Raw genomic sequence first — 26,353 nt, forward strand, 5'->3', positions numbered from 1 at the left:
AAAGCCCGATTTCATCTTGAAACCGGGCTTTCCTGTTTTTAATCAGCTTTTTTAGCTCACAGATGGCATAGATTCCCTCAGATAAATACCCGAAACCTGCTCACTGTAAACCGCCTACTTATCCTTCGGCTTATCCCGCTGCATTTCAATCATATCCACAGGTGGCGGCGTATTGTCGCCTAAGAGGTGACGCACGAAATAATCTCCCATTTTCCAGAAGAAATACTCGGTCATATCTCCGTAACCATGTCTTTGACCAGGCAAAATCACAAACTCGAAGCGCTTCCCGGCTTTGATCAGCGCCTCCGCCATTCGGATCGTACCGGCAGGATGCACATTATTGTCCACGTCTCCCGTACTGAGCATCAAGTGACCTTTTAGATTTTTTGCCAAATCCGGGTTCTTTTCGATTTGATAGACGAAAGTCGTATCTCCTTTGGGAGTGATGACCTCTTTTACTCCGTGGTGCTTTTCTGACCACCAGCGGTTATAGATGTTGTTTTCATGGTTTCCTGCCGAGGAAACCGCCACTTTGAACACATCCGGGTAGACCAACATTGCTGCGGTGGACATAAATCCACCTCCTGAATGTCCGTGAATGCCCACGCGGTTGCGGTCAATGAAAGAATGGCGGTCTGCCAATTGATCCACTGCCGCTTTTTTATCCGCCAACCCATAATCTCTCAGGTCTCCGTAGCCATAATTGTGATACCACTTGGACCGGGCAGGATGACCTCCTCGATTACCCAAAGTCACGACTACAAAACCAAATTGGGCCAATCGGTCTGTTCGGTCCATTCCTCGTCCAAAGGATTTATTCACCGCCTCGGTTTGGGGACCGGGATACACGTATTGTACCAAAGGGTATTGACGAGTGGAGTCAAAATCAAAAGGCTTGTACATCACCCCATACAAATCGGTGATTCCATCATCCGCCTTAAACTTGAAAGGTTCAGGGAACTGATAGCCTGCAGCAAAAAGCTGACTTAGGTCTGCAGTCTCCAATTCCATCACCTTATTCCCATTTCGATCCATCAGGACAGAGACTGGAGTGGTATTCACCCGGGAAAAATTGCTAACAAAGAAGGAAGCATTGTCATTGATCTCTATGCTGTGATTGAAATCACCTGAATTCAACAAGCTGACATTTCCGCCATCCATTGAAACACTGTACAAATGCTCATAGTAAGGGTCTTCTCCTTTCTCCCTTCCATTGGCTACAAAATAGACTCTTCTGTTTCGAGCATCCACTCTAGCCATTCCGCCGACATGATAGGGACCGGAGGTTAACTGTCGTTTCAAGGTTCCGTTTTTGTCATACAAATAGAGATGGCCCCAGCCGTCTCTTTCTGACCACCATACGAGCTCATTACCTACGATTTCAATCTTTTCAAAATCGATGTAGGTATTGCTTCTCTCCTCGATTACTACTTCTTTTTGGCCGGTAGCCAGATTCCAACGAACCACATCCACCCGCTTCAGATCTCTGCTGGTAATCGCAAAGTAAAACTCATCCAAATCTCCCAACCAGGTAGCTGGTCTGAAATCATCATCCCGGGTATTGGCAGGAGGAGTGGTGGACCAAAGGCTGACGGTTTGGTCCTTGAAAGTGGAAATAGGGAGCTTTTTCAGCTCTTGGGAATCAAAAGAATAATGCAACAACTCAGTCTGTGGCTGCTCTTTTTCTCCCGGCATGGCATACTTGTAAGTTTCCAATGTCGGTCTTGGATCCCGGGTATTGTGGATGACCCAGAGATCTTTCACTTGTCTTTGGTCAGTTCGTGTGAGGATAAACTGCTTGGAATCCGTACTCCAGAGCACCCCCACTCGCTTGCGGTCATTTTTCTTCTTTTCTTCCTCCACATTGTCATCTCCACGGCCTCCCCAGCCGTATTCGTAGTCCTTTTCGCCATCAGTGGTGAGTTGATTTTCGACAAGGGTGGAGTCCTTTTCATCCTTTACCGCCTTCAGGAAGTTTTCCTTATCCATCCAGTAGAGGTTGAAATTTTTGGAATAAACCACTTTGGAGGAGTCCGGAGCAATATTGGCCCAAGAAAGACGCTTGGGGTCTTTTTCAGTTTCGATCTCCGTCAAAGTTTGGGAACCGATATTGAAAAGAAAGGTGTGCACCTTCTTTTCCATGGAGTCTTTGGCATTTTTGTTCTTCTCCTTGATCTCGGCCCAGTCGGACTTGAGGACATCTGCTGTGGACTTCACTTTGAATCGGATGGTATTTTCATCCTCCATCAGCTTCAGATCATCCAGCTTGAGGTGCTGTCCGTCAAAAGGATCTTTGACTGCTTTGGTGATTTCAGCAGCCAGTTTATCCCGGTCAAAAAGCTCTGTTTTCGTTCTTCTAACCGGATCGACTACATACCAGCGCTTTCCATCGCTGGTTTCGTATTCGTACCAAAAGCGATCAGACTTCTTCATCCAGTGCGGATCCACACTGGTCGAAAAGATCATTTTTCTCAGTTTTTCCGGTGAAAATCGAGCCGCCAACTCATAATTTCCCGGGTAAATCTTCTCTTGGGCATATCCTGACACAGCCGCCAGAATCAAGCCCATCACTAGTATTACTTTCCTCATTTGAGTTTATTTTTCTTTGTCACGAAACTAACTTATGGATCCCTAGCCTCTAGACCGCTTGCGTAAAAGTTTCGAGCTGATCTTGATATTCAAAAAAATAAAAGCCTTTTCACCCTGAGAGCTTTAGAAATCGTAACTTTAAACAAACCGAAAAAGAAATGGAAAAAATTAGTATTCCTGTAAAAGCTCAATTGGCTAAGGCTTGGCAAAATGCCTCTGAGGAGTTAAAAATTGAAATTTCACAAGTGCTGGAAACACAAATCGAGCAACTACTTTCCGGAGGAGAAGAGAAAAAGCAGGTTTTGACCTACCTCCAATCCCTTCAAGAAGAGATGAAGAATAAAGGCCTTACCCAAGATATTTTGGATGACATCCTCCACTAGCTTACTTTTTATTTTTGACACAAACACACTTATTAGTGGTGCATTGATTCAAAATTCAATTCCCTCCTATTCGCTTCAAAAAGCCATAAAATCTGGTGATCTCTGTTTCTCAAAGGATACTTTTCTCGAATTAAAAGAAGTATTAGGTCGTAAGAAATTTGATAAATACCTAAGCCAAGCCCAAAGACAAGAGTTTTTTGAGAGGATAATGCAAGTATCCAGATTCTTTTATCCCAAGGAGAATTTTAATGTTTGCCGAGATCCTAACGACAACAAATTTTTGGACCTCGCCTATATTTCTGAAGCTCAATTCCTAATCTCTGGAGACAATGATTTGCTGATTTTGGACCAGTTTCATCAAACGAAAATAATCAGCCCCTTCGATTTTTTTAAAAGAACTTCACAATCGATTTAGAATTTTTTATCAGTCTTATTTCCAACTTCAATCGGAGGTTGGAACTATCAATTTGGATTTCCTCCCAACTCCCTACCTCCTATTCACTTAACCTTTAATTCACTTTAACCAAATATTCTTTGGAAATCAAAACAAATACTTAACAACCTAAACATATTGGATTGATATGCTCGGTGTAGTTTTGAAAAAACCAAGAATGTGAAAACTCACTTCAAAACACTGGTGATTTCGGATGTCCATCTAGGCACCAAAGGAGCGAAAGCAAAAGAAATCGCCCGCTTTCTCAAGCAGTACCGCTGCGACCATCTCATCCTCAATGGAGATATAATCGATGGCTGGCAACTCAAAAAATCTGGTAGCTGGAAACGGAAACACACCCGTTTTTTCAATCGGGTCCTGAAGATGATGGAAAACCATCACACCCAAGTCTACTACCTACGGGGCAATCATGATGACTTTTTGGATCAGATTCTGCCTCTTCAGATTGGTAATCTCCGCATCCAAACCGACCTGATCTATGAGAGTAACGGGAAAAAATATTTCATCACTCACGGGGATATTTTTGACAGTATCACCACCCACCTCCGATGGATTGCCTATCTCGGTGACATGGGCTACACCTTTCTCCTTTGGCTCAATCGGGTGGTTAATCATTACCGGTTTAAGCGCGGACTGCCCTATTTTTCCCTTTCCCGCTATGTGAAATCCAAAGTGAAATCCGCAGTTTCCTACATCGACCAATACGAAACCGAATTGGCAAAAATGGCAAGAGCAAAGGGCTGTGACGGGATTATCTGCGGACACATTCACCAAGCAGAAAACCGAATGATCGATGGAATCCACTACCTCAATTCCGGAGATTGGGTAGAAACGATGAGTGCCTTGGCTGAAGACCATGAGGGCAATTGGCAGCTGATTTTTTACAATGAAATCGACTTTAAACAATTGCAAACACCTGAAATATCTCAGTTTAAAAAGGAAAGTGATCTGCCTGAAAATGACTTGCTCCCCATGAAAAAAGTCGCTTTTGATCGTCCGGGAGAGGATCTGAATCCACCTACTTTTCGAATCGGATGAAGTTCCTTTTTATCGTACAGGGAGAAGGCAGAGGGCATATGACCCAAGCCATCGCTTTTTCCAACCTGCTTCAAAGGCAAGGACATGAATTACTCTGTGTTTTGGTAGGCAAAAGCAAAAGAAGAACGATCCCGGACTTTTTTATCCGAGAGATACAAGCTCCTGTCAGCTTATTGGAAAGCCCAAACTTTGAGGCAGACGGAGCTGAGAAAAAAATTCTGTTGGGAAAAACCATCCGGAAAAATCTGACCAAGGTCCCCGTTTTTTGGAAAAGCCTCCAACAAATCGATCAAACTGTAAAAAGCCTCAATCCTGACATCATTCTGAATTTTTATGATCTTTTGGGAGGTTTGTATTCCTTCCTTTTCAGGCCCAAAGCAGCCTATTGGGTGATCGGGCATCAATACCTTTCAGCCCATCCGGAGTTTGTTTTTGCTCCCAAGAGACCGTTGGAGCGCATGCTTTTCCGATTGAATACCCAAATCACAGCCTTAGGGGCAGATGAGGTTTTGGCACTTTCCTTTTTACCCAAATCCACAAACCATAAACTTAAAGTCCTTCCTCCTCTGCTGAGGAAGGAAATCAAAACCCTTCCAATCAAGAATGCTAATTTTTACCTCGCCTATATGGTCAACCCCGGATATGGTGAGGAAGTGAAAGGATTTGCTGCCAAAAACCCCCATCTCCAGATCAAAGCCTATTGGGATAAAAAAGATGCTGCGGATATCGAGCATCCTCTGAGCAACCTGAGCTTTCATCGGGTCAATGACAGGAGCTTTTTGGAAGATATGGCCGCATGCAAGGGACTGGTCTGTACTGCTGGATTCGAATCCGTCTGCGAAGCGATGTATTTGGGAAAGCCTGTAATGATGATCCCCGTCGCAGGACAATATGAGCAGGCTTGCAATGCCTTGGATGCAGTCGCCTCCGGGGCCGGAATTGCTTCTGAAAACTTCGATTTTTCCAAATTGGAAATGGCAGAAAAAAAGGATGCCGAAGCATCCTTAATCTATCAGGAATGGGTGGATTCCTGGCCTGAACTTTTTCGAAAACTGATATCCCAAGCGGAGGAAAAGCAACAAATCACCGGCAATTCAGCCACGATGGGTCCAAAACCCGCTTTCGGGTAAAGTTTAGCAGTTCATGCTCTTCCTCTCTTCCTCAGTCAGTTCTTCGATTTTCTTGTAGATAGTCTTCCCGTCTTTTTCCAATCTGAAGAAAGGAAAATTGACCCGCTGCACTTGTGGTCTTTCCTTCAGGGTCAGGCTGGAATAAAGTGTGCGAAGCTCCTCAAATTGGCTTTCTAACTGATGGATTTCTTCCTGAGTCCATTTGGAAAAGAGTCGGTTTTCATAGGCCTTGGTTTGGTACTCCCCATAAAGCTGGATGTAGGATTTAAGCGCTTTACTCTGAGACTGAGGAGAGAAAGCCAAGGAGTATGAAACCAAATTAGGATCAGTTGACACCTTGGTGATTTCCTCGTTGCTCGAATCTTTTCTTCTTGCAGGAATATTTGGAGGTAAAGGCTTGACCAACCGCTTCTGCCTGTTTGCAGGAGCTTGATCGTAAGTCGATTTCAATTCTTGGTAAAGATCCTCCAATTCTGCCTTGACCATAGGGGAATACGCATCCTCAGAACCTTTGAGCTTTTCATACTTAGCATTTTTCTGAAGGTAGGCTGTGGTTGGGTCCGGATATCTGGACAAATCCTTGTAAGATGTAATATTCCTCTGAGTCAGGGTTATCGTATCTTGATTGGTTCTAGGCTGGAACATCGCTGAGGATGGACCTAATTCCTGCTCATAATATGCCTCTCTGTACAAATGAACCTGATAGGGTTGAGGGTATTTTTCAGATCTTGCATTAGGGAAAACCCGGGACTGGAATGCCCATACAAAATCTTCGGGCTTGAAAGTAGCCAACACTGAATTATCCACCGGTTTACCGTCAATCCAAAGGGCCACTTCATCCTTATTTTTCCAGAATTCATAAGCTTCAGGCTCAGGAGTTTTCTTTTGGACTGGTTTATTTTTAAACAAGAGCCCTGCTTTTTGTGCCTCTGAGAGTTGAGAATAACTTTTTTGGGTGTATTCCATATCCTGACTTTCGATCAGGAAAATTGCATCCCGGTAATATCTTTCCTTATCAGGGTCCTCTTCCGCTATCTCGGTTTGATTACTTGCCTTTTGAAAGTAAATTCTTCGGACATTATGCGCCAGCAATAGCTCCTGAAGATCAGAAACGTCTCCCATTTCCATTCCGGGTTCTGCATTCAAAGACACCACCAATTCCTCCCCTTTCAGACTGGCCAAGTGATTGGAAAGCTCTTCTCGTGTTAGTTTTTCATTTTCCAGAAAAACATCCCCAGAACTGGATACTTTCAGAGATAATATCTTTGGCTGTTGGGGATTGGCAAGTTCATTTCCCGCTTGCAAATCTTCAGCAGCCACATTTACCTCTACTTTCTTCGCAAAAACAGCCACAATTACTCCCAAAAAGGCAACTAAAGCGCCTATTTTCAGGATTTGAATTCCGGGTTTCGAGGTTTTCTTCATCATTTTGAATCGTTTTTTGGTGAGGGAAAAATTCAAACGGCTTCCGAGTGAAAATTCATTTTGCCCGGAAAGAATAGAGACAAGGAGATGCTGATACTCTTGGACCGGAGTTTCCTTGATTACTTCCCGGTCCGCAATAAACTCATGGTTCAGCCGGATGGCCTGAAGTGCCAAATGCAATCCGGGATGAAACCAAAACGGAATCAGTAAAAACTCAAGCCATAAAATATCCCAACTGTGCTTTTCCCTGACATGGCACTGCTCATGCAAGAATACCGCCTCGGGAATCCCGGCAGTTTCATAGGTCTTTTTGTGAAAAAAGATATACTTGAGAAAGGAAAACGGAAGAGTCTCTGCATCCAATAAAACCAAAGTCTCCTTTCGGTAAGTGACTAGGACATTATTCTTAATCTGATCCCGGATGAACTTAATATTCCTGACAAATCGAATCAGAAAAACCGCAACTCCTACAAGGTAAACACCCCATAAAATCCACTTCCAGGGAAATTCAGCCTTGGGACTGGAAATTACAGGCTCAACATCGGTCGGCAATGAAGCTTCCTGAAATTCGCCAGAATAGCTCTCCTCAGGATAAATCACCCCGGAAACCTCATCCATTGGCACTTCTTTTACAACCTCATAAGTGATCAGAGGAATAAGGAAAGACCCGATGACCGCTGCCAAAAGGAAAAATCGATTGAAGCGATACAATACTTCCTGGTGCAAAAACAGCCGGTAAAAAAGCAGCAACAGAAGCAGACAAAGGATGGATTTGAACAAGTATTCCATTACTTTTTTTGATTTAATTGGTCATCGATCAGAGACTTTAGCTCCTCGAGTTGGGCCTCGGTGAGGGGAGTTTGCTTCGCAAAAAACGAGGCAAACTGGGCTGGAGAATCATTGAAGAAATTTTTGATCAGCCCTTGTAGGTGTTGGCCAAAGTAGGACTCCTTGGATACCAATGGAAAATAGAGTCGGGCCTTTCCTTCCGTCTTATAATCCACGAATCTTTTGTCCTGCATCCGCTTAAGCAAAGTGGAAACGGTAGTGACAGCCGGTTTAGGTTCTGGATAGGCCTCGATCAGGTCCTTCAAAAATGCCTTTTTCTGCTCCCACAGGTAATTCATCAATTCTTCTTCAGCTTTGGACAGCATATTTCTTATTGTTCATTCTACAAATGTAGAATGATTATTGAATTCTACAAGTGTAGAATAAAAAAAATTCTCCCTCTGAGAAAAAATCCAGTTAAAATCCAGAATCCTTCAGGAAACCGATTTCCAAGGATTCTTTTTCTTCCAATCAGAAAATCAAAGCAGTCTTATTTACAGGATGAGTGAAAAAAATACCGAGATGAATTGAACACAATTCTGCATTTTCGGCTTAAATACCCAGAAATTGATAATTTCGAAACTTGCTCAAGGAGAACCTACATGTCAGCTGAACATATACGATTACAAGAAGATAAGGACCGCAAAAAGCATTGGAAAAAATGGGGTCCTTACCTCACCGAACGCCAATGGGGAACAGTGCGGGAGGATTACAGTCCCGATGGTGCGGCTTGGGAAAATGTGACCCACGACGACGCCCGAAGCAAGGCTTATCGCTGGGGAGAAGAGGGTATCGCCGGGATTTCTGACCACAAGCAGAAGCTATGTCTGGCTTGGGCTTTTTGGAATGGAAAAGACCCCTTCATCAAAGAAAGACTTTTTGGCTTGACGGGTAATCAGGGAAATCACGGGGAGGATGTGAAGGAAATCTATTACTACCTCGACTCCACCCCCACGCATAGCTACATGAAGATGCTGTATAAGTATCCTCAGACGGAATTTCCCTACAAAAAACTGATCGATGAAAACCGGAAAGCCGGTAAGCTTAAAACTGAATTTGAGCTGATTGATACAGGGATCTTTGACGAGGACCGGTATTTTGACATTTTTATCGAATACGCAAAAAACGATGTGGAAGACCTGGTGGCAGTAGCTACCGTCCACAACCGGGGCCCTGAAGATGCCGAAATCTGGGTGATGCCCACGATTTGGTTTAGAAAAACCTGGTTTACCGGTCATGAACCGTTCATGCCCAACATCACCAAACTTGGGGACCACTCCATAAAGGCCTTTAGCCCAAAGTCCGGAAACTACATTTTCTCTTTTTGCGGCAACCAAGAACTCGCCTTCTGTGACAATGAGACCAACCGGCAGCGTCTTTACAACATTCCCAATGAGAAGAAATTTCCGAAAGACGCCATAAACGATTACCTAATCACGGGAGATTCAGCCTTTTTGAACCCACAAAACAAGGGAACCAAAGCCGCGGCCATTTACAAACTGACTATCCCTGCCGGTGGCCAAAAGCAAGTGAAGATGCGAATGCAGCATCAAATCGAAGAAAATCCCTTGGATTCTTGCGAGCAGACTCTCGACGAAAGGAAAAAAGAAGCGGATGATTTCTACGCATTTATTCAGGATCGAGTGACTGACCCGGAGCACCGGATGATTCAGCGTCAGGCATTTGCAGGCTTGATGTGGTCTAAGCAGTTTTACTACTACGATGTCAATCGCTGGCTGGAAGGAGACCCGGGCCGATATCAGCCCCCTGCCCAGAGAAAGAAGGGGAGAAACAACCATTGGAGGCATCTCCAAAACTATGACATCATCTCCATGCCCGACAAATGGGAATACCCATGGTATGCGGCTTGGGATTTGGCCTTCCACTGTATTCCTATAGCGAGAATTGATCCGGAGTTTGCCAAGAACCAACTCCTGCTTTTGCTTAATGAGTGGTACATGCATCCCAACGGGCAAATCCCAGCTTACGAGTGGAATTTTTCCGATGTCAACCCTCCTGTGCATGCCTATGCCGTACAGCGAGTCTATCAGATTGACAAGAAAATGAATGATGGCAAGGGCGATCAGGAGTTTTTGGAACGCGCCATGCACAAGCTGATGCTGAACTTTACCTGGTGGGTCAACCGAAAGGACAGTGAAGGAAACAACATCTTTGAGGGAGGATTCTTGGGATTGGACAATATTTCGCTCTTTGACCGAAATCACGCCCAATACTATCAGGGCAAACTCGAACAGGCTGACGGCACAAGCTGGATGGCCATGTTTTCGCTTAACATGCTGAGAATTGCCCTGGATCTCTGTGAGTTCAATACAGTCTATCAGTTTAGCGCCACCAAATTCCTCGAGCACTTCCTGTATATCGCAGGGGCCATGAACAACATTTCCTCTGAACACATTTCTCTATGGGATGACGAGGACAACTTCTTCTATGATGTCTTTCACTATCAGGGAAAAGAACCGAAAAAACTCCGGGTACGGTCGATTGTGGGCTTGATTCCGCTCTTTGCCGTGGAACCGATCAGGGAGGACCTTTTTGATAATCTTCCTGAGTTCAAAAAGAGGCTGGACTTCTTCCTCAGCGAAAAGCCCAAGCTAGCCGCACTGGTCTCCAGCTGGATTCAGCCTGGATATGACAAGCGGAGGCTCTTTTCCCTGCTTCGAGGCCACCGGATGAAAAGCGTGCTTTACCGTATGCTGGATTCGGACGAATTTCTCAGCGAGTTTGGAATCCGATCGCTTTCCAAATTCCATGAGAAAAATCCTTACACGATGAAAATCAACGGGGATGTGCTTTCCATTGAATATGCCCCGGGAGAATCCACCACCCGAATGTTTGGGGGGAATTCCAACTGGAGAGGGCCGATCTGGTTTCCGATCAATTACCTGATTATCGAGTCTTTGAAGAAATTCGACTTCTACTACGGAGGTGATTTTTCGATAGAATATCCGACGGGGTCTGGCAACTTCCTGACCATTGATTTGATCGCCAAGGAGCTATCCAATCGATGCATTCGCTTGTTTACTCAGGACAAAAACGGAAACCGCCCGGTGTTTGGCAACAACAAGAAATTCCAGGAAGACCCTCACTTCAAGGATTACATTCTCTTTTATGAGTATTTTCATGGAGAAAGCGGACGAGGCTTGGGTGCATCCCATCAGACAGGTTGGACAGCCTTGGTCGCTGAGATGATCCATAAAATCCATAAACCCAGCAAAGTTCACCATAGTGTCTCCTCTACTCCCCTATTTAGAAGCTAATCGACTGGAAGCAGGCTGTGATGAAGTAGGAAGAGGCTGCTTGGCAGGCCCTGTGGTAGCCGCTTCGGTGATTCTTCCTGCGGATTACTCCAATCCATGGATCAATGACTCCAAGAAGCTCAGCAAATCCAACAGGGAAGAACTAATCGAGGAGATCAAGGATAAATCATTGGCGTGGGCTATCGCTGAGGCAAGCGTGGAGGAAATCGATCAGATCAATATTCTGAATGCCTCTTTTTTGGCCATGAAAAGGGCCGTCCTTCAACTATCGGTTCAGCCAGAGCATTTACTGATCGATGGGAATCGCTGGAGATCTGACTTGAAGCTTCCCTACACCTGTGTCATCAAGGGGGATGGTAAATTTGCATCCATTGCAGCAGCATCCATCTTGGCGAAAGTGTACCGGGATAAGCTGATGGAAGGGCTAGCGGAGGAGTTTCCTAATTTTGCCTGGGAGAGAAATGCAGGATATCCGACTCAAGCTCACCGGGAGGGAATCGAAAAATTCGGTCCCACGATATGGCATCGCAGAAGCTTTCAGCTGCTCAAGAATCAGTTGGATTTGGGGATTTGATTAATATCTGCACCATGACATCAATAAAAAAACCTCCGAAGAATCTCCGGAGGTTTTGGTTTATATAGGGGTGATTGAATTTTCTATTTGATACGTTCAAAGACCAATTTCCCAGATTTGGAAGTGGCGCTGATCGGCAACAGAACCATTTTCTTTGGACTAAACTCCACAATTTTAGCAAGCCGGTCCTCATCTTCATCATGAATGATCAGCATGTTTTCATCCCTGAGTTCGATTTTGGCTTTCTTCTGTACTACCGTCTGATTGACAAAATCAATGTACTTGAGTACATCTTTTTCTTCAAACTGATACACCGTGTTTTCAAGCCTAAACTTGATCCTAGCATCCATATTAGCACGCTGCATCGGAGTAGCATTCTGGTATTCAGGAGAATGGACAATCTTTTCGATCCCATCAAAATACGTCAGTTGCCAAGTCCCTAACAGTTCGCTATACTGAACCTGATTCCAATAGAAGAATATAGGCAGGAGAATAGAGGTGATTAAAGAAAGATTCATGCGGGCTAATCGGCAATAATTTTGCCAAATTTTTCTTAGCTCATTTCTTTCATTTCACCTACCACTTTGGTGAGGGTCTGCTTGGCATCACCGAATAGCATCAGGCAGTTGGGATAGCCAAACAGCTCATTCTCTATCCCTGCATATCCCTTGCCCATACTTCGTTTGGATACAATGACCGTTCTTGCCTTATCTGCATTCAGGATGGGCATGCCATAGATCGGACTTTGAGGATTGGTTCTAGCCGCAGGATTCACCACGTCATTGGCTCCTACTACCAGCACAATGTCCGTATTGGCAAAGTCATCATTGATGGATTCCATTTCGATCAGCTTATCATAGCTGATATTTGCCTCAGCCAAAAGCACGTTCATGTGCCCTGGCATTCGACCTGCGACAGGGTGGATGGCAAAGCGGAAATCGATATTTCGCTTTTCACACTGCTCCATCAATTCACGCATCACATGCTGAGCCTGGGCTACTGCCATGCCGTATCCCGGAACCACAATCACAGAAGAGGCCGAATCAAAGAGCATGGCTGATTCCTCTACTCCAATCTCTTTGATGACAATAGATGGGCCATCTTGAGCTCCGGCAGAGGTGGTCTGACCAAAACCTCCCAAAAGCACATTCATCAGGGAACGGTTCATGGCTTTACACATGATTTGGGTAAGGATAATTCCTGAGGCTCCCACCAATGACCCGGCCACGATAAGCACATTATTGTTTAGGATAAATCCCGTGGCGCATGCTGCCATACCGGAGTAGGAATTGAGCAAAGAAATCACCACAGGCATATCTGCACCACCTATCGGAATTACAATCAACACACCCACCAGCAAAGCAATGGCAACCAAAATGGTGATGTAAATCGGTTCGATTTGGAAAAGGTAGGTCATCACTGCTACCCCAAGGAAAGTCAGAAGAAGCAGGAGATTCAGCAAATGCTGACCACTAAACGTAATTGGCTGTCCTGAAACTTTCCCGTTCAGCTTCAGCCAGGCCACTACAGAACCGGTAAAGGTGACTCCACCAATCAACACCGAAGCGATAATACTTACAGAATTGACCGTATCGATTTCCACTCCCTGAACCTGAGTTTTGAAAAAATGATCGGAAAGTGCAACACCCAAGGAAGCCATTCCACCAAACCCGTTGAAAAGGGCCACCATTTCAGGAATTTGGGTCATTTCTACCTTCTTGGCATAATACAAACCGATAGCCCCACCCACGAGCATGCAGGCAAACATTTCCACGAAGCTCATGATCTCGAGAGTAGTCAAGGTGGCTACAATGGCAATGAGCATACCCACAGCAGAAAGCATATTGCCCCTGCGAGCATCTTTGGTTTTTCCCAAAAACTTGATCCCCAATACGAAAAGAACAGAGGCAATCAGATAGGCGATTTGGACAATATTGCTCATTTCTTCTTAAACATTTTTAGCATTCGATCTGTGACAGCATACCCTCCGACCACGTTAATTGTAGCCAAAATCAAAGCAAACATGCCCAGCCATTTACTTAAAGTGGTAAATCCCATTTCGCTGGTAGCTATCAGTGCCCCGACAATGGTAATTCCGGAAATCGCATTGGATCCGGACATGAGGGGTGTATGCAGCGTTGGCGGTACTTTGGATATCAATTCGAACCCGAGAAAACTGGCCAAAACCAGCACATAAATCAGGATAATCAATGCTTCGGCATTCATGGATTTTCAGATTTAAAGGTTGAGAATGCTTTTAGTGAATGGATGAACCAACTCTCCATCCTTGGTAATCAAAACTCCCTTGGCGATCTCCTCTTCCTGGTCATAAGTAAACCCGGAGGAATTAGCCAAATGAAGTAAAAGTGTACTGATATTGGTGGCGTAGAGCTGACTGGCATTGACAGGAAGCAGAGAAGGAAGGTTGGACTCCCCCACCAATGTCACTCCATGCTTGACCACGGTTTGGTTTTTTTCCGAAAGCTCACAGTTGCCTCCGGACTCCACGGCCATGTCTACAATCACAGAACCGGTCTTCATGGATTTGACCATGTCCTCGGTGACCAAAATCGGAGACTTTTTGCCCATCACGAGAGCAGTGGTAATCACCAGATCAGCATCTTTGATTTTTTCACGGATTAGCTGCTGTTGTTTTTCCAGATATTCTGCAGAGACTTCCTTGGCATAGCCACCTTCCACCTTGACTCCTTCTACACCTTCTACAGTGAGGAATCTGCCCCCCAAAGATTCTACCTGCTCTTTCGTCTCAGGTCTCACATCGGTACATTCCACGATGGCACCGAGTCTTTTGGCAGTGGCAATAGCTTGCAGACCAGCTACACCAGCCCCGAAAATCAGGACTTTAGCAGGAGTGATGGTGCCTGAAGCAGTCATCATGAGAGGGAAAATTTTTCCCAAGTGATTGGCCCCTAACAATACCGCCTTATACCCAGCCAAGTTGGCCTGCGAAGAAAGCGCGTCCATTTTCTGTGCTCTGGAAATCCTGGGAACGGCGTCCATGGAAAAGGATTGAATTTGTTTTTCCTTAAAAGCCTTTACCAAATCCGGGAGCTGATAGGCATAAAGGAAGGAAATGCAGGCAGCCCCTTTGCGCATTTCTGCAACTTCTTCTAGAGTAAAGGCATTGACTTTGAGAAAGACATCTGCTGAAAAAACTTCCTTTTTCGGCACTACCTGAGCGCCAGCAGCTTCAAAATCCGCATCCAAAAAGTAGGAGGACTCCCCTGCACCGGATTCGATGATGACCTTAAATTCCTTTTTGATGAGAAGCTTCACTACATCCGGACTGAGAGCTACCCGCTTCTCAAATTCCTTGGTTTCTTTGAGGACTCCGATTTTCATTTTCGTGAAAGATAATAGGCAATTACAGGCATTGCCCTAGTATACAAGGAACGAAAGTAATTGGATAAGTCCTATTTAACCATCCTGCCTTGAAAAAAAGAGGAGTTAATTACGGAATCGTTGGAGATTCCCCTAGCTAGGAATAGTATGCTTTTTTCCACTTTCCATTGATCAAAAAATGCCTTTAAATTCATTTGAGCTACTGCTTTCCATGGGATTAATTCCTATTTTAATCGCTCCATTGGATCTCATCAAACTATTTTCCTATGAAAAACCCAAAATCAACCCCCTCCTCAGGACGATCCCGGAGAGATTTTATTAAAAATGCGGCCATTGCCTCCTCATTTTTCATCGTTCCAAGGCATGTGCTTGGCGGTGTAGGATTCACTGCACCTTCTGACCAACTCAATCTAGCGGCTATTGGTGCCGGAGGAAAAGGCCGAAGTGATATTTTGAACGCCTCTGTAAATGGAAGAGAACGAGTAGTGGCACTTTGCGACGTGGATTTTTCCGGGTCAGCTAAAGACTCGGTCAAGAGCTTCCCCAATGCCAAGCTTTATGCTGACTACCGAAAAATGCTCGAAGAGCAGAAAGATATTGATGCGGTAACCATCTCCACTCCGGACCATGTCCATGGACCTGCAGCCAAATTCTGCATGGAGCGTGGAAAGCACGTCTATGTACAAAAACCCATGACGCACAATATCCGCGAAGCCAGAATGCTTACCCAAATGGCTCGGGATCAAAAAGTGGTTACCCAAATGGGAAATCAGGGAGCTTCTAATCCCCTGATGGATATGATCCGAGGATGGATGAATGAGGACAAAATCGGAAAAGTATCCAAAGTACAAATCTGGACCAATCGTCCGGTATGGCCTCAAGGCGGCCCATTCCCCAAAGCAGATTCAGGCAGCAAGCCATCCGAACTCGAGTGGGATTTGTGGCTTGGACCGGCTCCTGAAATTCCTTTCACCCCAAATCTCCATCCTTTCAATTGGAGAGGATGGTGGGATTACGGGACAGGCGCCTTGGGTGACGTGGGTTGTCACTTGATGGATATCCCATTCCGAATGCTGGGATTGAACTACCCAACTGATGCGGAATGCTCCGTGGGCTCGGTTTATTCTCAAATGTGGACCGCAGACTACAATCCGGAAGGATGTCCAGCTTCCTCTTTCATCACGCTTCATTATGGCCCGACAGCAAAAAATCCAGTGCCTTTGGAAATGACCTGGATGGATGGAGGAATCAGACCTTCTCATCCGGATATCATTCCTCCGGATCATGACTTAGGTGGAGCCAACTCTGCTAATGGTGTGATGATGATCGGTGAAAAAGGAATCATTACTCATAATATCAATGACAGCTCTCCTTTGATGCCCAAGCTGTATCTCTATGACGGCACCCAGGAATTTGGTCCGGACCGAATCGAAGGCACCGAGCCAGAGTATGGACATCAGCGCAAGTGGGTCGATGCATGCAAGGCTGGATTTGGCTCTGAAGAACACAAGGCCTTGACTTCTTCTTTTGACTATGCCGGACCGATGACCGAGACCGTATTGATGGGCAACTTGGCGATCCGAAGCTATATGCTCCGAAGAAAAAATGCACAGGGTCGAGATGAGTTCTTTGGCAGACGCAAGTTGCTTTGGGACGGGGAAAATATGCGAATCACCAACCTGGAAGAAGCCAATCAATTTGTTGGCAGAACCTACAGAAAAGGGTTTGAAGTTTAGTTCAGTTGGCAGGAAGCGGTAAAGAGTTTGCAGAAGTCGAAAGACCGTTTGCGAAGCATAGCGAATAGATGATTTAAATTAAGTTTTGAAACCGTGAGTGGAAATGCTCACGGTTTTTTTGTGAATTTTAGAGACATTTCCTTACAACTTATTTCTTCATGAAAGCCCTCCTTGTAGAATCATTCCAACAAAAACCAAAGATTTCCCTAGTAGCTGACCCGATAACTCCCGAAAATGGAGTAGTGCTGGAAGTCAAAGCCACCGGAATCTGCCGAAGCGACTGGCATGGTTGGATGGGGCATGACTCGGATATCGTACTGCCCCATGTTCCCGGACATGAGTTTGCCGGTGTAATTCGGGAAGTAGGAAAGGGAGTGGAAAATTGGAAAATCGGCGATCGGGTTACGGTTCCCTTCGTTTGTGCCTGTGGAACATGTCCTACCTGCCATAGCGGAAATCAGCAGATCTGTGATGATCAGTTTCAGCCAGGTTTTACCCATTGGGGATCTTTTGCCGAATATGTGGCTGTTTACCGTGCAGAAACCAACCTGATCCAAATCCCTGATTTAGTGAGTTTCGAAGCGGCTGCAAGTTTGGGTTGCCGTTTTGCTACTTCTTATCGGGGGATCGTCGCTCAGGGAAAAGTAAATGGTGGACAATGGGTAGCTGTTCATGGTTGTGGTGGCGTGGGCCTTTCGGCTATCATGATCTCCTCAGCCTTGGGGGCGCAGGTGATCGCGGTGGATATTTCCGAGGAAAAACTGGCTATGGCCAAAGAAGCCGGGGCCGACATCCTCCTTAATGCAAAAACTGTATCCGATATTCCCGGAGCGATCCTTGAATTAACCCGTGGTGGTGCCCATGTGTCCATGGATGCCTTGGGCAGTAAAATCACTTGCTTCAATTCTGTCTCTTGCCTGAGAAAAAGAGGAAAACATATCCAAGTTGGATTAATGGCCGGAACTGAGGCTAATCCCCAAATCCCCATGCATTTGGTCATTGCCAAGGAACTCGAGCTCCTGGGCAGCCATGGCATGCAAGCCCATGCCTACCCGGAAATGATGCAAATGATCCAATCCGGAAAGCTTTCCCCAGAAAAACTCATCGGAAAGCGAATTCCTTTGGATGAGTCAGTAGAAGCACTGATCAAAATGGACTCCTTCTCTGAAAATGGGATGACTATGATCAATTCTTTTTGACAAAAAATCAAAATACAAATCCTATGAAATCAAGTACACGCTGGTTCGTCCAATCTGTAGCCGGACTTTTGTTAACAGGCACCGGACTTTGTATGACCGTGGATGCAGGCTTTGCAAGGTTTGCGGGCGAAGAATGGTTTTGGTATGGGACGATCTCCCTAATTGTTTTCCAAGCCGGGCTTTGTTTGGTAATCGACGGGGTTCGGTTTCGGAAATAGAGAATTAAGCAAATCTTAAGATGAAAAGCTCAATTTTATGGATAAATCGCTTGAAATTAGAATGAGAAACAGGTTTATCCTTAGTAAACCCTAAAGAAAAACCAGAGTCTAACAGCAAACTAACATACCCAGCCATGTTGAAAAAAATCACGATCGGATTTCTTGCGCTCCTGGTCCTTATCCAGTTTATTCCGGTAGAAAAAAACGAGAGCAACGACACTGAATTTGACATCTCCAAAAGCTACAATATCCCGGATAATGTCGCTACTATTCTCAAAGGCGCCTGCAATGACTGCCATACCAATTTGACTCGATATCCTTGGTATTCCCATATTCAACCAGTCAAATACATGCTTGCAGACCATGTGAATGATGGAAAGAGGCATCTGAACTTTTCCTCGTTTACCAACCTGCCTATTGCCGTTCAGAACCATAAATTTGAGGAGGTGATAGAAATGGTAGAGGAAAAAGAAATGCCACTGGAATCCTACACTTACTTTGGATTACATCCGGAGGCTAATCTGAGCGATGAAGAGAGACAAGTACTCATCGATTGGGCAAAGGAACAAATGGCCTATCTATCCTCCACCTATCCTGCAGATAGTTTGGTCATGAAAAGACGAACTCCTCCAGCCCAATAATTGATTTCCAGCCTCAAGAAATTGAGGCTTTTTCTTTGCCAGAGGAAAAATGAATACCCAAATGAATCTAAGCAGTACTGCCTTATTGTGCTTTACTTTCAAAAACTGATATCTTTTCCTACTTTCCAAAATGAAGAAATTTACTGATTCAGAAGTCAGGTGGGGCATAATTGGAGTTGGAAATGTGTGTGAGGTCAAGTCTGCCCCGGCGATGAATTTGATCCCAAATAGCCGGCTAGTAGCTGTGATGCGCAGAGATGAATCCAAAGTGAAGGATTATGCTGCCCGGCATCAAGTCCCTAAATGGTACACCGATGCTAATGCCCTGATAGCCGACCCGGAAGTCAATGCCATTTATATCGCCACTCCTCCCAATGCCCATTTGGAAATGACCAGACTGGCAGCAGATGCAGGCAAACCAGTCTATGTGGAAAAACCCATGGCTCGAACCCATGCTGAGTGTCTGGAGATGATTGATAGTTGCAAAAAAGCCGAAGTACCGCTTTTTGTCGCCTATTACAGAAGAGCCTTACCTCATTTTGTCAAAATCAAAGAGTTGATTGACAGCGGTGCTATCGGAGATATCCGCTCCGTCCATATCAATATGAAGCAAGTGCTCCGGCCTGAGATCATCACCCATCTGGAAAACAACTGGAGAGTAGACCCTGAAATAGCCGGGGGAGGGTATTTTTTTGATTTGGCTTCCCATCAGCTGGACCTGATGGATTTCTTTTTTGGAAAAATCACCCATGCCTCCGGTTACTCTGCCAATCAGGGAAAAATCTATCCTGCTGAGGATATTGTGGCGGGAAGTTTTGTCTTCGAATCAGGAGTATTGGGCACAGGAAATTGGTGCTTTACTGCCTCCAAGGAAGCGGAAATAGAAGAAACGATCATCTACGGCAGTCAGGGAATGATTCGGTTTGAGACCTTTGGAAAAGGGGAATTTGAGCTATGGCAAAATGGAGAAGGACCGAGCTTGCATCAGTTTGAGCTACCCAAGCATATACAGCAACCTCTAATCCAGACGATTGTCGGAGAATTGTTGGGCGAGGGCTTATCCCCTTCTGATGGAATTTCCGGAGCCAGGGCTAATTGGGTGATGCAGCAATTAGTAACTCCCCGACTTTTTTGATGGATTCATCACTATTCTCTTTCGCATTCATTACTTAAGGGAAGCACTTTGGCTTACCCTTATTTAATTCCTGCTACCCCCCTCCTGATTTTTTTTTTAAAAAATTGAAAAAAAATTATGGATGACATAATGGCCTCTTTTGGCCTTTTTCCGTTTAGTTTTTTGAAAAACAGAGAAAGCCTTTCCTGATTTTTTATTCAGGCTTAAAAATAGTTAATTAATATTTTTATTTAAGTCAGTTAATTTTGCTTTTATTTTTTGAATATAAATAAATTTATCACCAAAACTTAATTTATTTTTTTACGATACACATCTTAAATCATAGCCATATTTTAAAGAAGATTCTAAAAATGGCCTGATTTATGAAATATACTGTGCAACCTAACCAACACAAAACACATCTACCTAAATAGATCAAAAGCCCCAACCGAGGAAACCAAGTATTCACCTTTAACCACTACTACCATGTTATCTAACCTAATATTCGAACGACTGAGAATTCCGGCACTGAGCCTGGTTCTTTTCACCGGATTGCTATTCTCCTCGGAAAAAGCAAAAGCAGAACATTTCGGGGTAAGCTTTCAGGTATTCTACGACGCACTGACCCCCTATGGAGACTGGGTCAAAGATGCCCGATACGGATATATCTGGCTCCCTGCCGTCTATGATGACTTTCACCCTTATGGCACCAACGGACACTGGGTGATGACTGAATTTGGCAATACCTGGGTTTCAGACTACGATTGGGGATGGGCCCCATTCCACTATGGAAGATGGTACTTTGATGACTACTACCAGTCTTGGGCATGGATCCCCGGCTACGAATGGGCTCCTGCCTGGGTCAGCTGGAGATCAGGAGGAGGCTACTACGGATGGGCACCTCTCGGACCAGGTGTATCCATCAACGTCCGGATCAACATCCCAACCAGACACTGGGTATTTATCCCTTCGGCCAGAATCTATCACAGAAATGTGTACGGCTATTATGCCCCTTTTGCCTACCATAGAACCAAGGTGAAGATCATTAACCGTACAACTGTCATCAACAATACCGTAGTCTACAACAACTACAATGTCTATGCAGGCCCTTCCCGAAGAGAGGTAGAGCGGATTACGAGACAGACAGTTCCTGTCTATCAAATCCGATCTTCAGACAATCCCGGAAGATCGACTTTGGCCAGGAATGAAGTCCGAGTTTACAGACCCGACATCGACTCCTCCAGAGGCAGAAGTGTGGATGCAAGACCTTCCCGAGTGACAGAATCCAACCAAGCAAGGACTTCCCGTTCCAGCAGATCAGTGAATTCATCTGCCAATCAACCGAGCCGAGTGGATAACTCAAGAAGTGCCAGCTCCGGAAGAACTGCCAGTCCATCAGCGAGACCGAGTGAGGGAAGATTTGAAGTGAAGCCGGCACCCAGTGAGACCAGATCTCGGGAAGCTGTCAACTCCCGATCTTCTCAGCCAAGCCGAACTGAATCTGTAAGGACCCAACCTGCTCCCTCAAGAGAAAGTCAGGTGAGAACCCAGCCTTCTCCTTCAAGGGAAAATCAGGTGAGACCCCAATCCGGAAGATCTTCACAGGTAAGAACCCAACCTCAGCCGTCCTCAAGGGAAAGCGTTCAGCAGAGAGGGACTTCTCCAAGTCGAACTCCGGAAGTAAAGTCCAGCAGGCAGCCCAACCAAAGCCAAGTGAGAACAGCTCCTTCACGAAGCTCCGACTCCAGAGTGGCTCAGCCTAGCCGCACCCAAAGCAAGCCTGAGGTAAGAGCTACTCCTCCTGCCAGAAAAGCACCCGAAGTAAGCAGTAGAAGCCAAAGCTCAGGAAGCAGCAGAGGAAATAGCAGGGAAAGAAACAATTAAGCCCTTTTGATTACTAAACCAACTCAGCCCAATCGGAAAAACCGGTTGGGCTATTTTCATTTCCCCCAAAAAGTGAAGATATCCCGGCATCCCTATTTGCTTACTGACTAAATCGGTATATTGAGCTAACGTTGTGGTTCACCACGATTTCCAATTGGCTTAAACACTTATGAAAAGAAATACCCTGCTTTTACTGATCCTCCTTTTCTCTTTCTCTACTGGATTTTTAATTGCCCAAAACAGCAAAAACCGGGTTGTACCCGGGAAAATGTACAATTCAGGGGAAGAAGTCTACTCTCCAAAGTATGGATTCACAGCGACTATTCCCGCTGGCTGGGTGGGAGTCCTTCCCCGGGAGACAGAGGTCTTTTTACTGAACTCGACCTCGGGCTCATTCGGAGAGATTTTCATTTTTGGCAGAGAAAAAACTGACCTGAACAGTCTGGCGGAATCCTGGAAACAGGGAGTCAAGATCAACGAATCCGTTGAGTTGAAAAGCCCAGAACCCACTCTGGAAGGGGATATACTTTATGGAAAAGCATTGGCAGAGGGCAATTTCATCAAAAGCGATTATCAGGCCTTTGCAGCGGTACGGTGTGGCGTGTATTGCATCACGCTTTTGGTGGTTTCTACTGCTCAAAATGCTGATGAAGCTGCTGCCACTGCATTGGATCTCCTTCGGAATGCTGAGTTTTCCGAGACTCTGGAAGTAGACCCTTACGAAGGTTTTGATTGGAAGGAATTCCTTTCAGGCAAGCTGCTGATTACCTATGAGGGTTTTGTTGGAGGAAAAAAGGAAAGCAAAATCAACCTGTGTGAAAATGGAACCTTCCAAGCCAAAGTGGTTCAAAAAGGCTTTTTGGACGAATCCAACCCTGATTTCAGAGGAACCCTTAAAGGAACTTGGACAGTGGATGGAGCCGGAGCAGATGCTGTTTTGACATTCAACATTGATAAAAAAGAATTGGGAACGCTACAGATAAAAGTGAACTGGCAAGACGAGGAACTCTACCTCAACGGAACCCGATTCTATGCCAGCCAATCCGAAAAGTGTGATTAAACACATTTGAGAAAAGATGGTCAACTTACCACGGAGGCTGTCTCATAAATCGTTTCGTTGTCAGCCTGAGCGGAGTCGAAGGCCGTTTCCAGCTCTCTGGACGACATTTCGACTTCGCTCAATGTGACAAACTTTAATTTTGAGACAACCTCTTTTTCTTTCCTCCCCCACATCCCCAAGTTTTTCAGGATTTGTCTATCTTAGGTTCCAATCCAACCCAACCTTTTATGAAAAAAATTCTGTTAGGCCTATTTCTCGGCCTCAGCGTTTCCGCCTTCTCCCAAACCTTCGACAAATCCTTACCCATCAAATACCGAAATATCGGCCCTTACCGGGGAGGCCGCTCGGTCACTGCCACCGGGGTAGTCAATGATCCCTTGACCTACTACTTCGGCACAACCGGAGGAGGACTCTGGAAAACAAGCGATGCCGGACAGCATTGGGAGAATATCTCGGATGGATTTTTTACCACAGGTTCGGTGGGTGCAGTGGCCGTTGCCGAAAGCAATCCAAATATCCTCTATGTCGGAATGGGTGAGCATGCTCCTCGGGGCGTCATGACCTCCTACGGGGATGGAGTTTTTAAATCCACCGATGCCGGCAAGACCTGGAAAAAACTCGGTTTGGAGAAAACTCAGCACATCTCCCGAATCCAAATTCACCCAACTAACCCCGACATTGTCTATTTGGCTGCCCAAGGAGCTTTGTATGCACCCAATGAGGATCGAGGCGTTTACAAATCCACAGACGGAGGCGAGACTTGGGAAAAAGTACTTTTTGTGGACAATATGACCGGAGCTGTGGAGCTTTCCATGGACATGAATTTCCCTGAAATCCTCTACGCTGCCATGTGGGAGCATCAGCGTTTCCCTTGGCAGGTGAAATCAGGAGGACCGGGTTCGGGCATGTACAAATCCACCGATTCAGGCAAGACCTGGAAGAAAATCGAAACAGGATTGCCTAAGGAAAAAGGCAAAATGGCCATCTCCGTTTCCCGAGCCAATTCCAATAAAGTCTATGCCCTGATCGAAAGCGACACCTACAAAGACTTGGGCGGTTTGTTTGTTTCCAATGACGCAGGCGAAAGCTGGACTTTGGTCAATAAGGACAACCGACTGACTCAGCGGGCTTGGTATTACATCGAAGTCTTTGCCGATCCGAATGATGAAAATACGGTTTGGGTGCAAAGTGCGCCGATGCTAAAGTCTTTTGATGGAGGAAGAAGCTTTGAGTCTGTGGATGGTGCGCATGGGGATTATCACGATCTCTGGATCAATCCGAAGAACTCCAAAAACATGATTTTGGCAGATGATGGCGGCGGCTCTATCACTTTCAACGGCGGGGAAACCTGGTCAACCCAGAACAACATGCCGACAGCACAATTTTACCGAATCAATACCGACAATCAGTTTCCCTACCGCATTTACGCAGGGCAGCAAGACAATACTTCCCTGGTGATTTCCAGCATAGCTCTGGGTCGGGGTGGAATTGGTGAAGAGCATTGGAATTACTCCGCAGGCGGAGAATCTGCCTTCTTGGCCTTCGATCCGGATGATCCCAGGTATGTGTTGGGTGGAAGCTATCAAGGCACCATTGAGGTCTTGGATATGCAGACTCAGGGCTCGACCAATATCATGGCTGCCCCGATTCAGTACTTGGGCATGGACGCAAAGGACATGAAATATCGGTTCAACTGGAATGCACCGATCATATGGTCTCAGCACGAGCCAAATACTTTTTACCATGGTGCTCAAGTTTTGCTGAAGACTCAGGATTGGGGAAAAACCTGGACGGAAGTCTCCCCTGATCTGACCAGAAATGAGAAGGAAAAGCAAGGGACGCCCGGTGTGCCATATACCAATGAAGCCGTAGGCGCTGAAAACTATGGCACCTTGGCCTATGTGATCGAAAGCCCACACGAGGCAGGAGTCCTCTGGACCGGAAGCGATGACGGTTTGGTGCATATTACTCGGGACAATGGAAAAACCTGGACCAATGTCACCCCAAAAGGCTTGCAGGAATGCCTGATCAATGCCATTGACGTTTCACCTCACGATCCGGCTACGGCCTTTATTGCCACCACCCGCTATAAGTTCAACGACTACACCCCTTCGATTTACAAGACCACAGACTACGGAAAGACCTGGACCAATATCTCCAAGGGAATTCCTTACGGAGCCTTTACCCGAGTCGTGCGTGAGGATTCTGAGAGAAAAGGATTGCTCTACGCAGGTACCGAACAGGGAATGTACATTTCCTACGATGCCGGGGCCAACTGGAAGTCCTTCCAACTCAACCTTCCAGTCACTCCAATCACCGATCTGAAAGTGGCTCACAATGATCTGATTGTGGCAACTTCCGGACGATCCTTTTGGATTCTGGACGAACTGAATGTGGTGCGAGAAGTAAAAGAAAAAGTGGACCAGGTCACGCTTTACACCCCGGAAGACGCCCTCTTAGGCAACTGGTATTCTTCTATGAACGGAGGAAATCTGGATGGCTTTACCGGCACTCATCCGCTTCAGGGACTGAATCCGGCCAATGGCATGGTGATCCACTATTCTCTTCCAGAGTCTTTCAATGACTCTACGGAAGTGATTTTGGAAGTACTGGATGCGCAAGGGAATCTGGTCAGAAAGCTGAGTTCCAAACGAAACCCCGAAGCCAAATCCTGGGCTGGCGGACCGCCAATGGAACCTACCCTTTCCAAAAGAAAAGGCCTAAATCGATTTGTGTATGATCTTCGCTACCCTACCCTGCCAGGAATCGAAAATGTGTACATCGAATCCAGCTACCGGGGTCATAAGGCCATTCCGGGAACCTATACCCTTCGCCTGACTGCCGACGGCAAAACCTCTGAAGCCAAAGCCGAAATCAAAGACATCCCGGCTTACAACCTGACTCAAGCGGACTACCAAGCTTATCACGCTTGGATGAGCCAACTCGAGGCAGAGGTAACCACCATGCACACGATGATCAATACGACCAAGGACTACCAGGACCAACTCGCCGACTTGCTGAAAAAACTGGAAGGAAAAAGCGAGTACGCTGACCTGAAATCAAAAGGGGAAACTCTCCTGAAGGCACTCCAAGCTTGGGACGAGAATATGATCCAACGAAGATCAACCGCCTACGACGACGTGGAAAACTTCCCGAATAAGTTCACGGCCAACTTTATGTTTATGATGAACCATGGAGAAAGCAGCATCCCCAAGGTCAATGCTGGCACCAAAGCGGAATACACCCGATTGATGGAAGAATGGAAACCGCTAAAAGCCGAAGGCGATCGCCTGATCCAAACCGCCATTCCGGCCTTTAATAAACTGGCGAGTGAGAAGGGTGTGGGGGTGTTGTTTGTGGTGACTCGTCCTAAAAATAGTTTACAGGTTATTGTTTAAATCCTGATACTGATTGACTATTTCTGTTAGTCCTTTTATTG

General features: G+C 45.7%; 21 protein-coding genes. 14 read left to right on the plus strand and 7 right to left on the minus strand.

Annotated features, from left to right (window positions below):
- Positions 1-114: 114 nt before the first annotated feature.
- The gene (locus AAA938_RS09610) at positions 115-2,589 is read right to left on the minus strand and encodes a S9 family peptidase (protein ID WP_338228476.1); all 2,475 of its coding nucleotides are present in this window, start codon (positions 2,587-2,589) and stop codon (positions 115-117) included.
- A gap of 158 nt (positions 2,590-2,747) precedes the next feature.
- Between AAA938_RS09610 and AAA938_RS09615 the strand changes: the two genes are divergently transcribed.
- From AAA938_RS09615 to AAA938_RS09625, 4 genes are all read left to right on the plus strand, one after another.
- Positions 2,748-2,972, plus strand: coding sequence for a hypothetical protein (locus AAA938_RS09615; RefSeq protein ID WP_338228478.1), 225 nt, complete (start codon positions 2,748-2,750; stop codon positions 2,970-2,972).
- Positions 2,956-3,387 (plus strand): putative toxin-antitoxin system toxin component, PIN family, encoded by a 432-nt coding sequence (locus AAA938_RS20285; protein WP_420915736.1) that lies wholly within the window; start codon positions 2,956-2,958, stop codon positions 3,385-3,387. The genes AAA938_RS09615 and AAA938_RS20285 overlap by 17 nt, the downstream gene beginning before the upstream one ends.
- Positions 3,388-3,585: 198 nt before the next feature.
- The gene (locus AAA938_RS09620; protein ID WP_338228479.1) at positions 3,586-4,464 is read left to right on the plus strand and encodes a UDP-2,3-diacylglucosamine diphosphatase; all 879 of its coding nucleotides are present in this window, start codon (positions 3,586-3,588) and stop codon (positions 4,462-4,464) included.
- A complete protein-coding gene (locus AAA938_RS09625; RefSeq protein WP_338228480.1) occupies positions 4,461-5,594 on the plus strand; it encodes a glycosyltransferase family protein in 1,134 nt (377 codons plus the stop codon). The genes AAA938_RS09620 and AAA938_RS09625 overlap by 4 nt, the downstream gene beginning before the upstream one ends.
- A gap of 3 nt (positions 5,595-5,597) precedes the next feature.
- Here AAA938_RS09625 and AAA938_RS09630 read toward each other — a convergent pair whose 3' ends face one another.
- Both AAA938_RS09630 and AAA938_RS09635 read right to left on the minus strand, forming a co-directional pair.
- Positions 5,598-7,808: a M56 family metallopeptidase gene (locus tag AAA938_RS09630; RefSeq protein ID WP_338228481.1), complete on the minus strand. Its 2,211-nt coding sequence runs from the start codon at positions 7,806-7,808 to the stop codon at positions 5,598-5,600.
- Positions 7,808-8,173, minus strand: coding sequence for a BlaI/MecI/CopY family transcriptional regulator (locus tag AAA938_RS09635; RefSeq protein ID WP_338228482.1), 366 nt, complete (start codon positions 8,171-8,173; stop codon positions 7,808-7,810). The genes AAA938_RS09630 and AAA938_RS09635 overlap by 1 nt, the downstream gene beginning before the upstream one ends.
- A gap of 276 nt (positions 8,174-8,449) precedes the next feature.
- On the opposite strand from AAA938_RS09635, the gene AAA938_RS09640 reads away from it, so the two are divergent.
- Together AAA938_RS09640 and AAA938_RS09645 are read left to right on the plus strand one after the other, a co-directional pair.
- On the plus strand, positions 8,450-11,125 hold the full coding sequence (locus tag AAA938_RS09640; protein WP_338228483.1) for an MGH1-like glycoside hydrolase domain-containing protein: 2,676 nt from the start codon (positions 8,450-8,452) through the stop codon (positions 11,123-11,125).
- Positions 11,094-11,699 (plus strand): ribonuclease HII, encoded by a 606-nt coding sequence (locus AAA938_RS09645; RefSeq protein ID WP_338228484.1) that lies wholly within the window; start codon positions 11,094-11,096, stop codon positions 11,697-11,699. The genes AAA938_RS09640 and AAA938_RS09645 overlap by 32 nt, the downstream gene beginning before the upstream one ends.
- 83 nt (positions 11,700-11,782) lie before the next feature.
- On the opposite strand, the gene AAA938_RS09650 is transcribed toward AAA938_RS09645, so the two are convergent.
- From AAA938_RS09650 to AAA938_RS09665, 4 genes are read right to left on the minus strand one after another with little or no spacing between them, the layout of a single operon-like run.
- Complete coding sequence (locus AAA938_RS09650; RefSeq protein ID WP_338228485.1) at positions 11,783-12,217, minus strand: hypothetical protein; 435 nt, start codon at positions 12,215-12,217, stop codon at positions 11,783-11,785.
- A 35-nt stretch (positions 12,218-12,252) separates the two neighbouring features.
- Entirely contained in the window at positions 12,253-13,641 is a 1,389-nt protein-coding gene (locus tag AAA938_RS09655) for an NAD(P)(+) transhydrogenase (Re/Si-specific) subunit beta (RefSeq protein WP_338228486.1), read from the minus strand.
- Positions 13,638-13,925, minus strand: coding sequence for an NAD(P) transhydrogenase subunit alpha part 2 (locus tag AAA938_RS09660; RefSeq protein ID WP_338219758.1), 288 nt, complete (start codon positions 13,923-13,925; stop codon positions 13,638-13,640). Before AAA938_RS09660 ends, AAA938_RS09655 begins: the two co-directional genes overlap by 4 nt.
- A gap of 12 nt (positions 13,926-13,937) precedes the next feature.
- Positions 13,938-15,062, minus strand: a complete 1,125-nt coding sequence (locus AAA938_RS09665; protein ID WP_338228487.1) for a Re/Si-specific NAD(P)(+) transhydrogenase subunit alpha — start codon at positions 15,060-15,062, stop codon at positions 13,938-13,940.
- A gap of 266 nt (positions 15,063-15,328) precedes the next feature.
- On the opposite strand from AAA938_RS09665, the gene AAA938_RS09670 reads away from it, so the two are divergent.
- From AAA938_RS09670 to AAA938_RS09705, 8 genes are all read left to right on the plus strand, one after another.
- Positions 15,329-16,798 (plus strand): Gfo/Idh/MocA family protein, encoded by a 1,470-nt coding sequence (locus tag AAA938_RS09670; RefSeq protein ID WP_338228488.1) that lies wholly within the window; start codon positions 15,329-15,331, stop codon positions 16,796-16,798.
- A gap of 158 nt (positions 16,799-16,956) precedes the next feature.
- Positions 16,957-17,997, plus strand: coding sequence for a zinc-dependent alcohol dehydrogenase family protein (locus AAA938_RS09675; protein ID WP_338228489.1), 1,041 nt, complete (start codon positions 16,957-16,959; stop codon positions 17,995-17,997).
- 23 nt (positions 17,998-18,020) lie between these two features.
- Positions 18,021-18,215, plus strand: a complete 195-nt coding sequence (locus AAA938_RS09680; RefSeq protein WP_338228490.1) for a hypothetical protein — start codon at positions 18,021-18,023, stop codon at positions 18,213-18,215.
- Positions 18,216-18,349: 134 nt separating this feature from the next.
- On the plus strand, positions 18,350-18,856 hold the full coding sequence (locus AAA938_RS09685) for a heme-binding domain-containing protein (RefSeq protein WP_338228491.1): 507 nt from the start codon (positions 18,350-18,352) through the stop codon (positions 18,854-18,856).
- A gap of 130 nt (positions 18,857-18,986) precedes the next feature.
- Positions 18,987-19,991 carry a Gfo/Idh/MocA family protein gene (locus AAA938_RS09690; RefSeq protein ID WP_338228492.1) on the plus strand — a complete coding sequence of 335 codons (1,005 nt, stop codon included), beginning with the start codon at positions 18,987-18,989 and terminating at the stop codon, positions 19,989-19,991.
- 465 nt (positions 19,992-20,456) lie between these two features.
- Positions 20,457-21,854 (plus strand): DUF6600 domain-containing protein, encoded by a 1,398-nt coding sequence (locus tag AAA938_RS09695; protein ID WP_338228493.1) that lies wholly within the window; start codon positions 20,457-20,459, stop codon positions 21,852-21,854.
- A 169-nt stretch (positions 21,855-22,023) separates the two neighbouring features.
- Positions 22,024-22,914 (plus strand): hypothetical protein, encoded by an 891-nt coding sequence (locus AAA938_RS09700; RefSeq protein WP_338228494.1) that lies wholly within the window; start codon positions 22,024-22,026, stop codon positions 22,912-22,914.
- A gap of 227 nt (positions 22,915-23,141) precedes the next feature.
- Positions 23,142-26,312 (plus strand): WD40/YVTN/BNR-like repeat-containing protein, encoded by a 3,171-nt coding sequence (locus AAA938_RS09705; RefSeq protein WP_338228496.1) that lies wholly within the window; start codon positions 23,142-23,144, stop codon positions 26,310-26,312.
- The last annotated feature ends 41 nt before the right edge of the window (positions 26,313-26,353 follow it).

This window comes from Algoriphagus taiwanensis (assembly GCF_036245645.1).
Taxonomy (GTDB): domain Bacteria; phylum Bacteroidota; class Bacteroidia; order Cytophagales; family Cyclobacteriaceae; genus Algoriphagus; species Algoriphagus taiwanensis.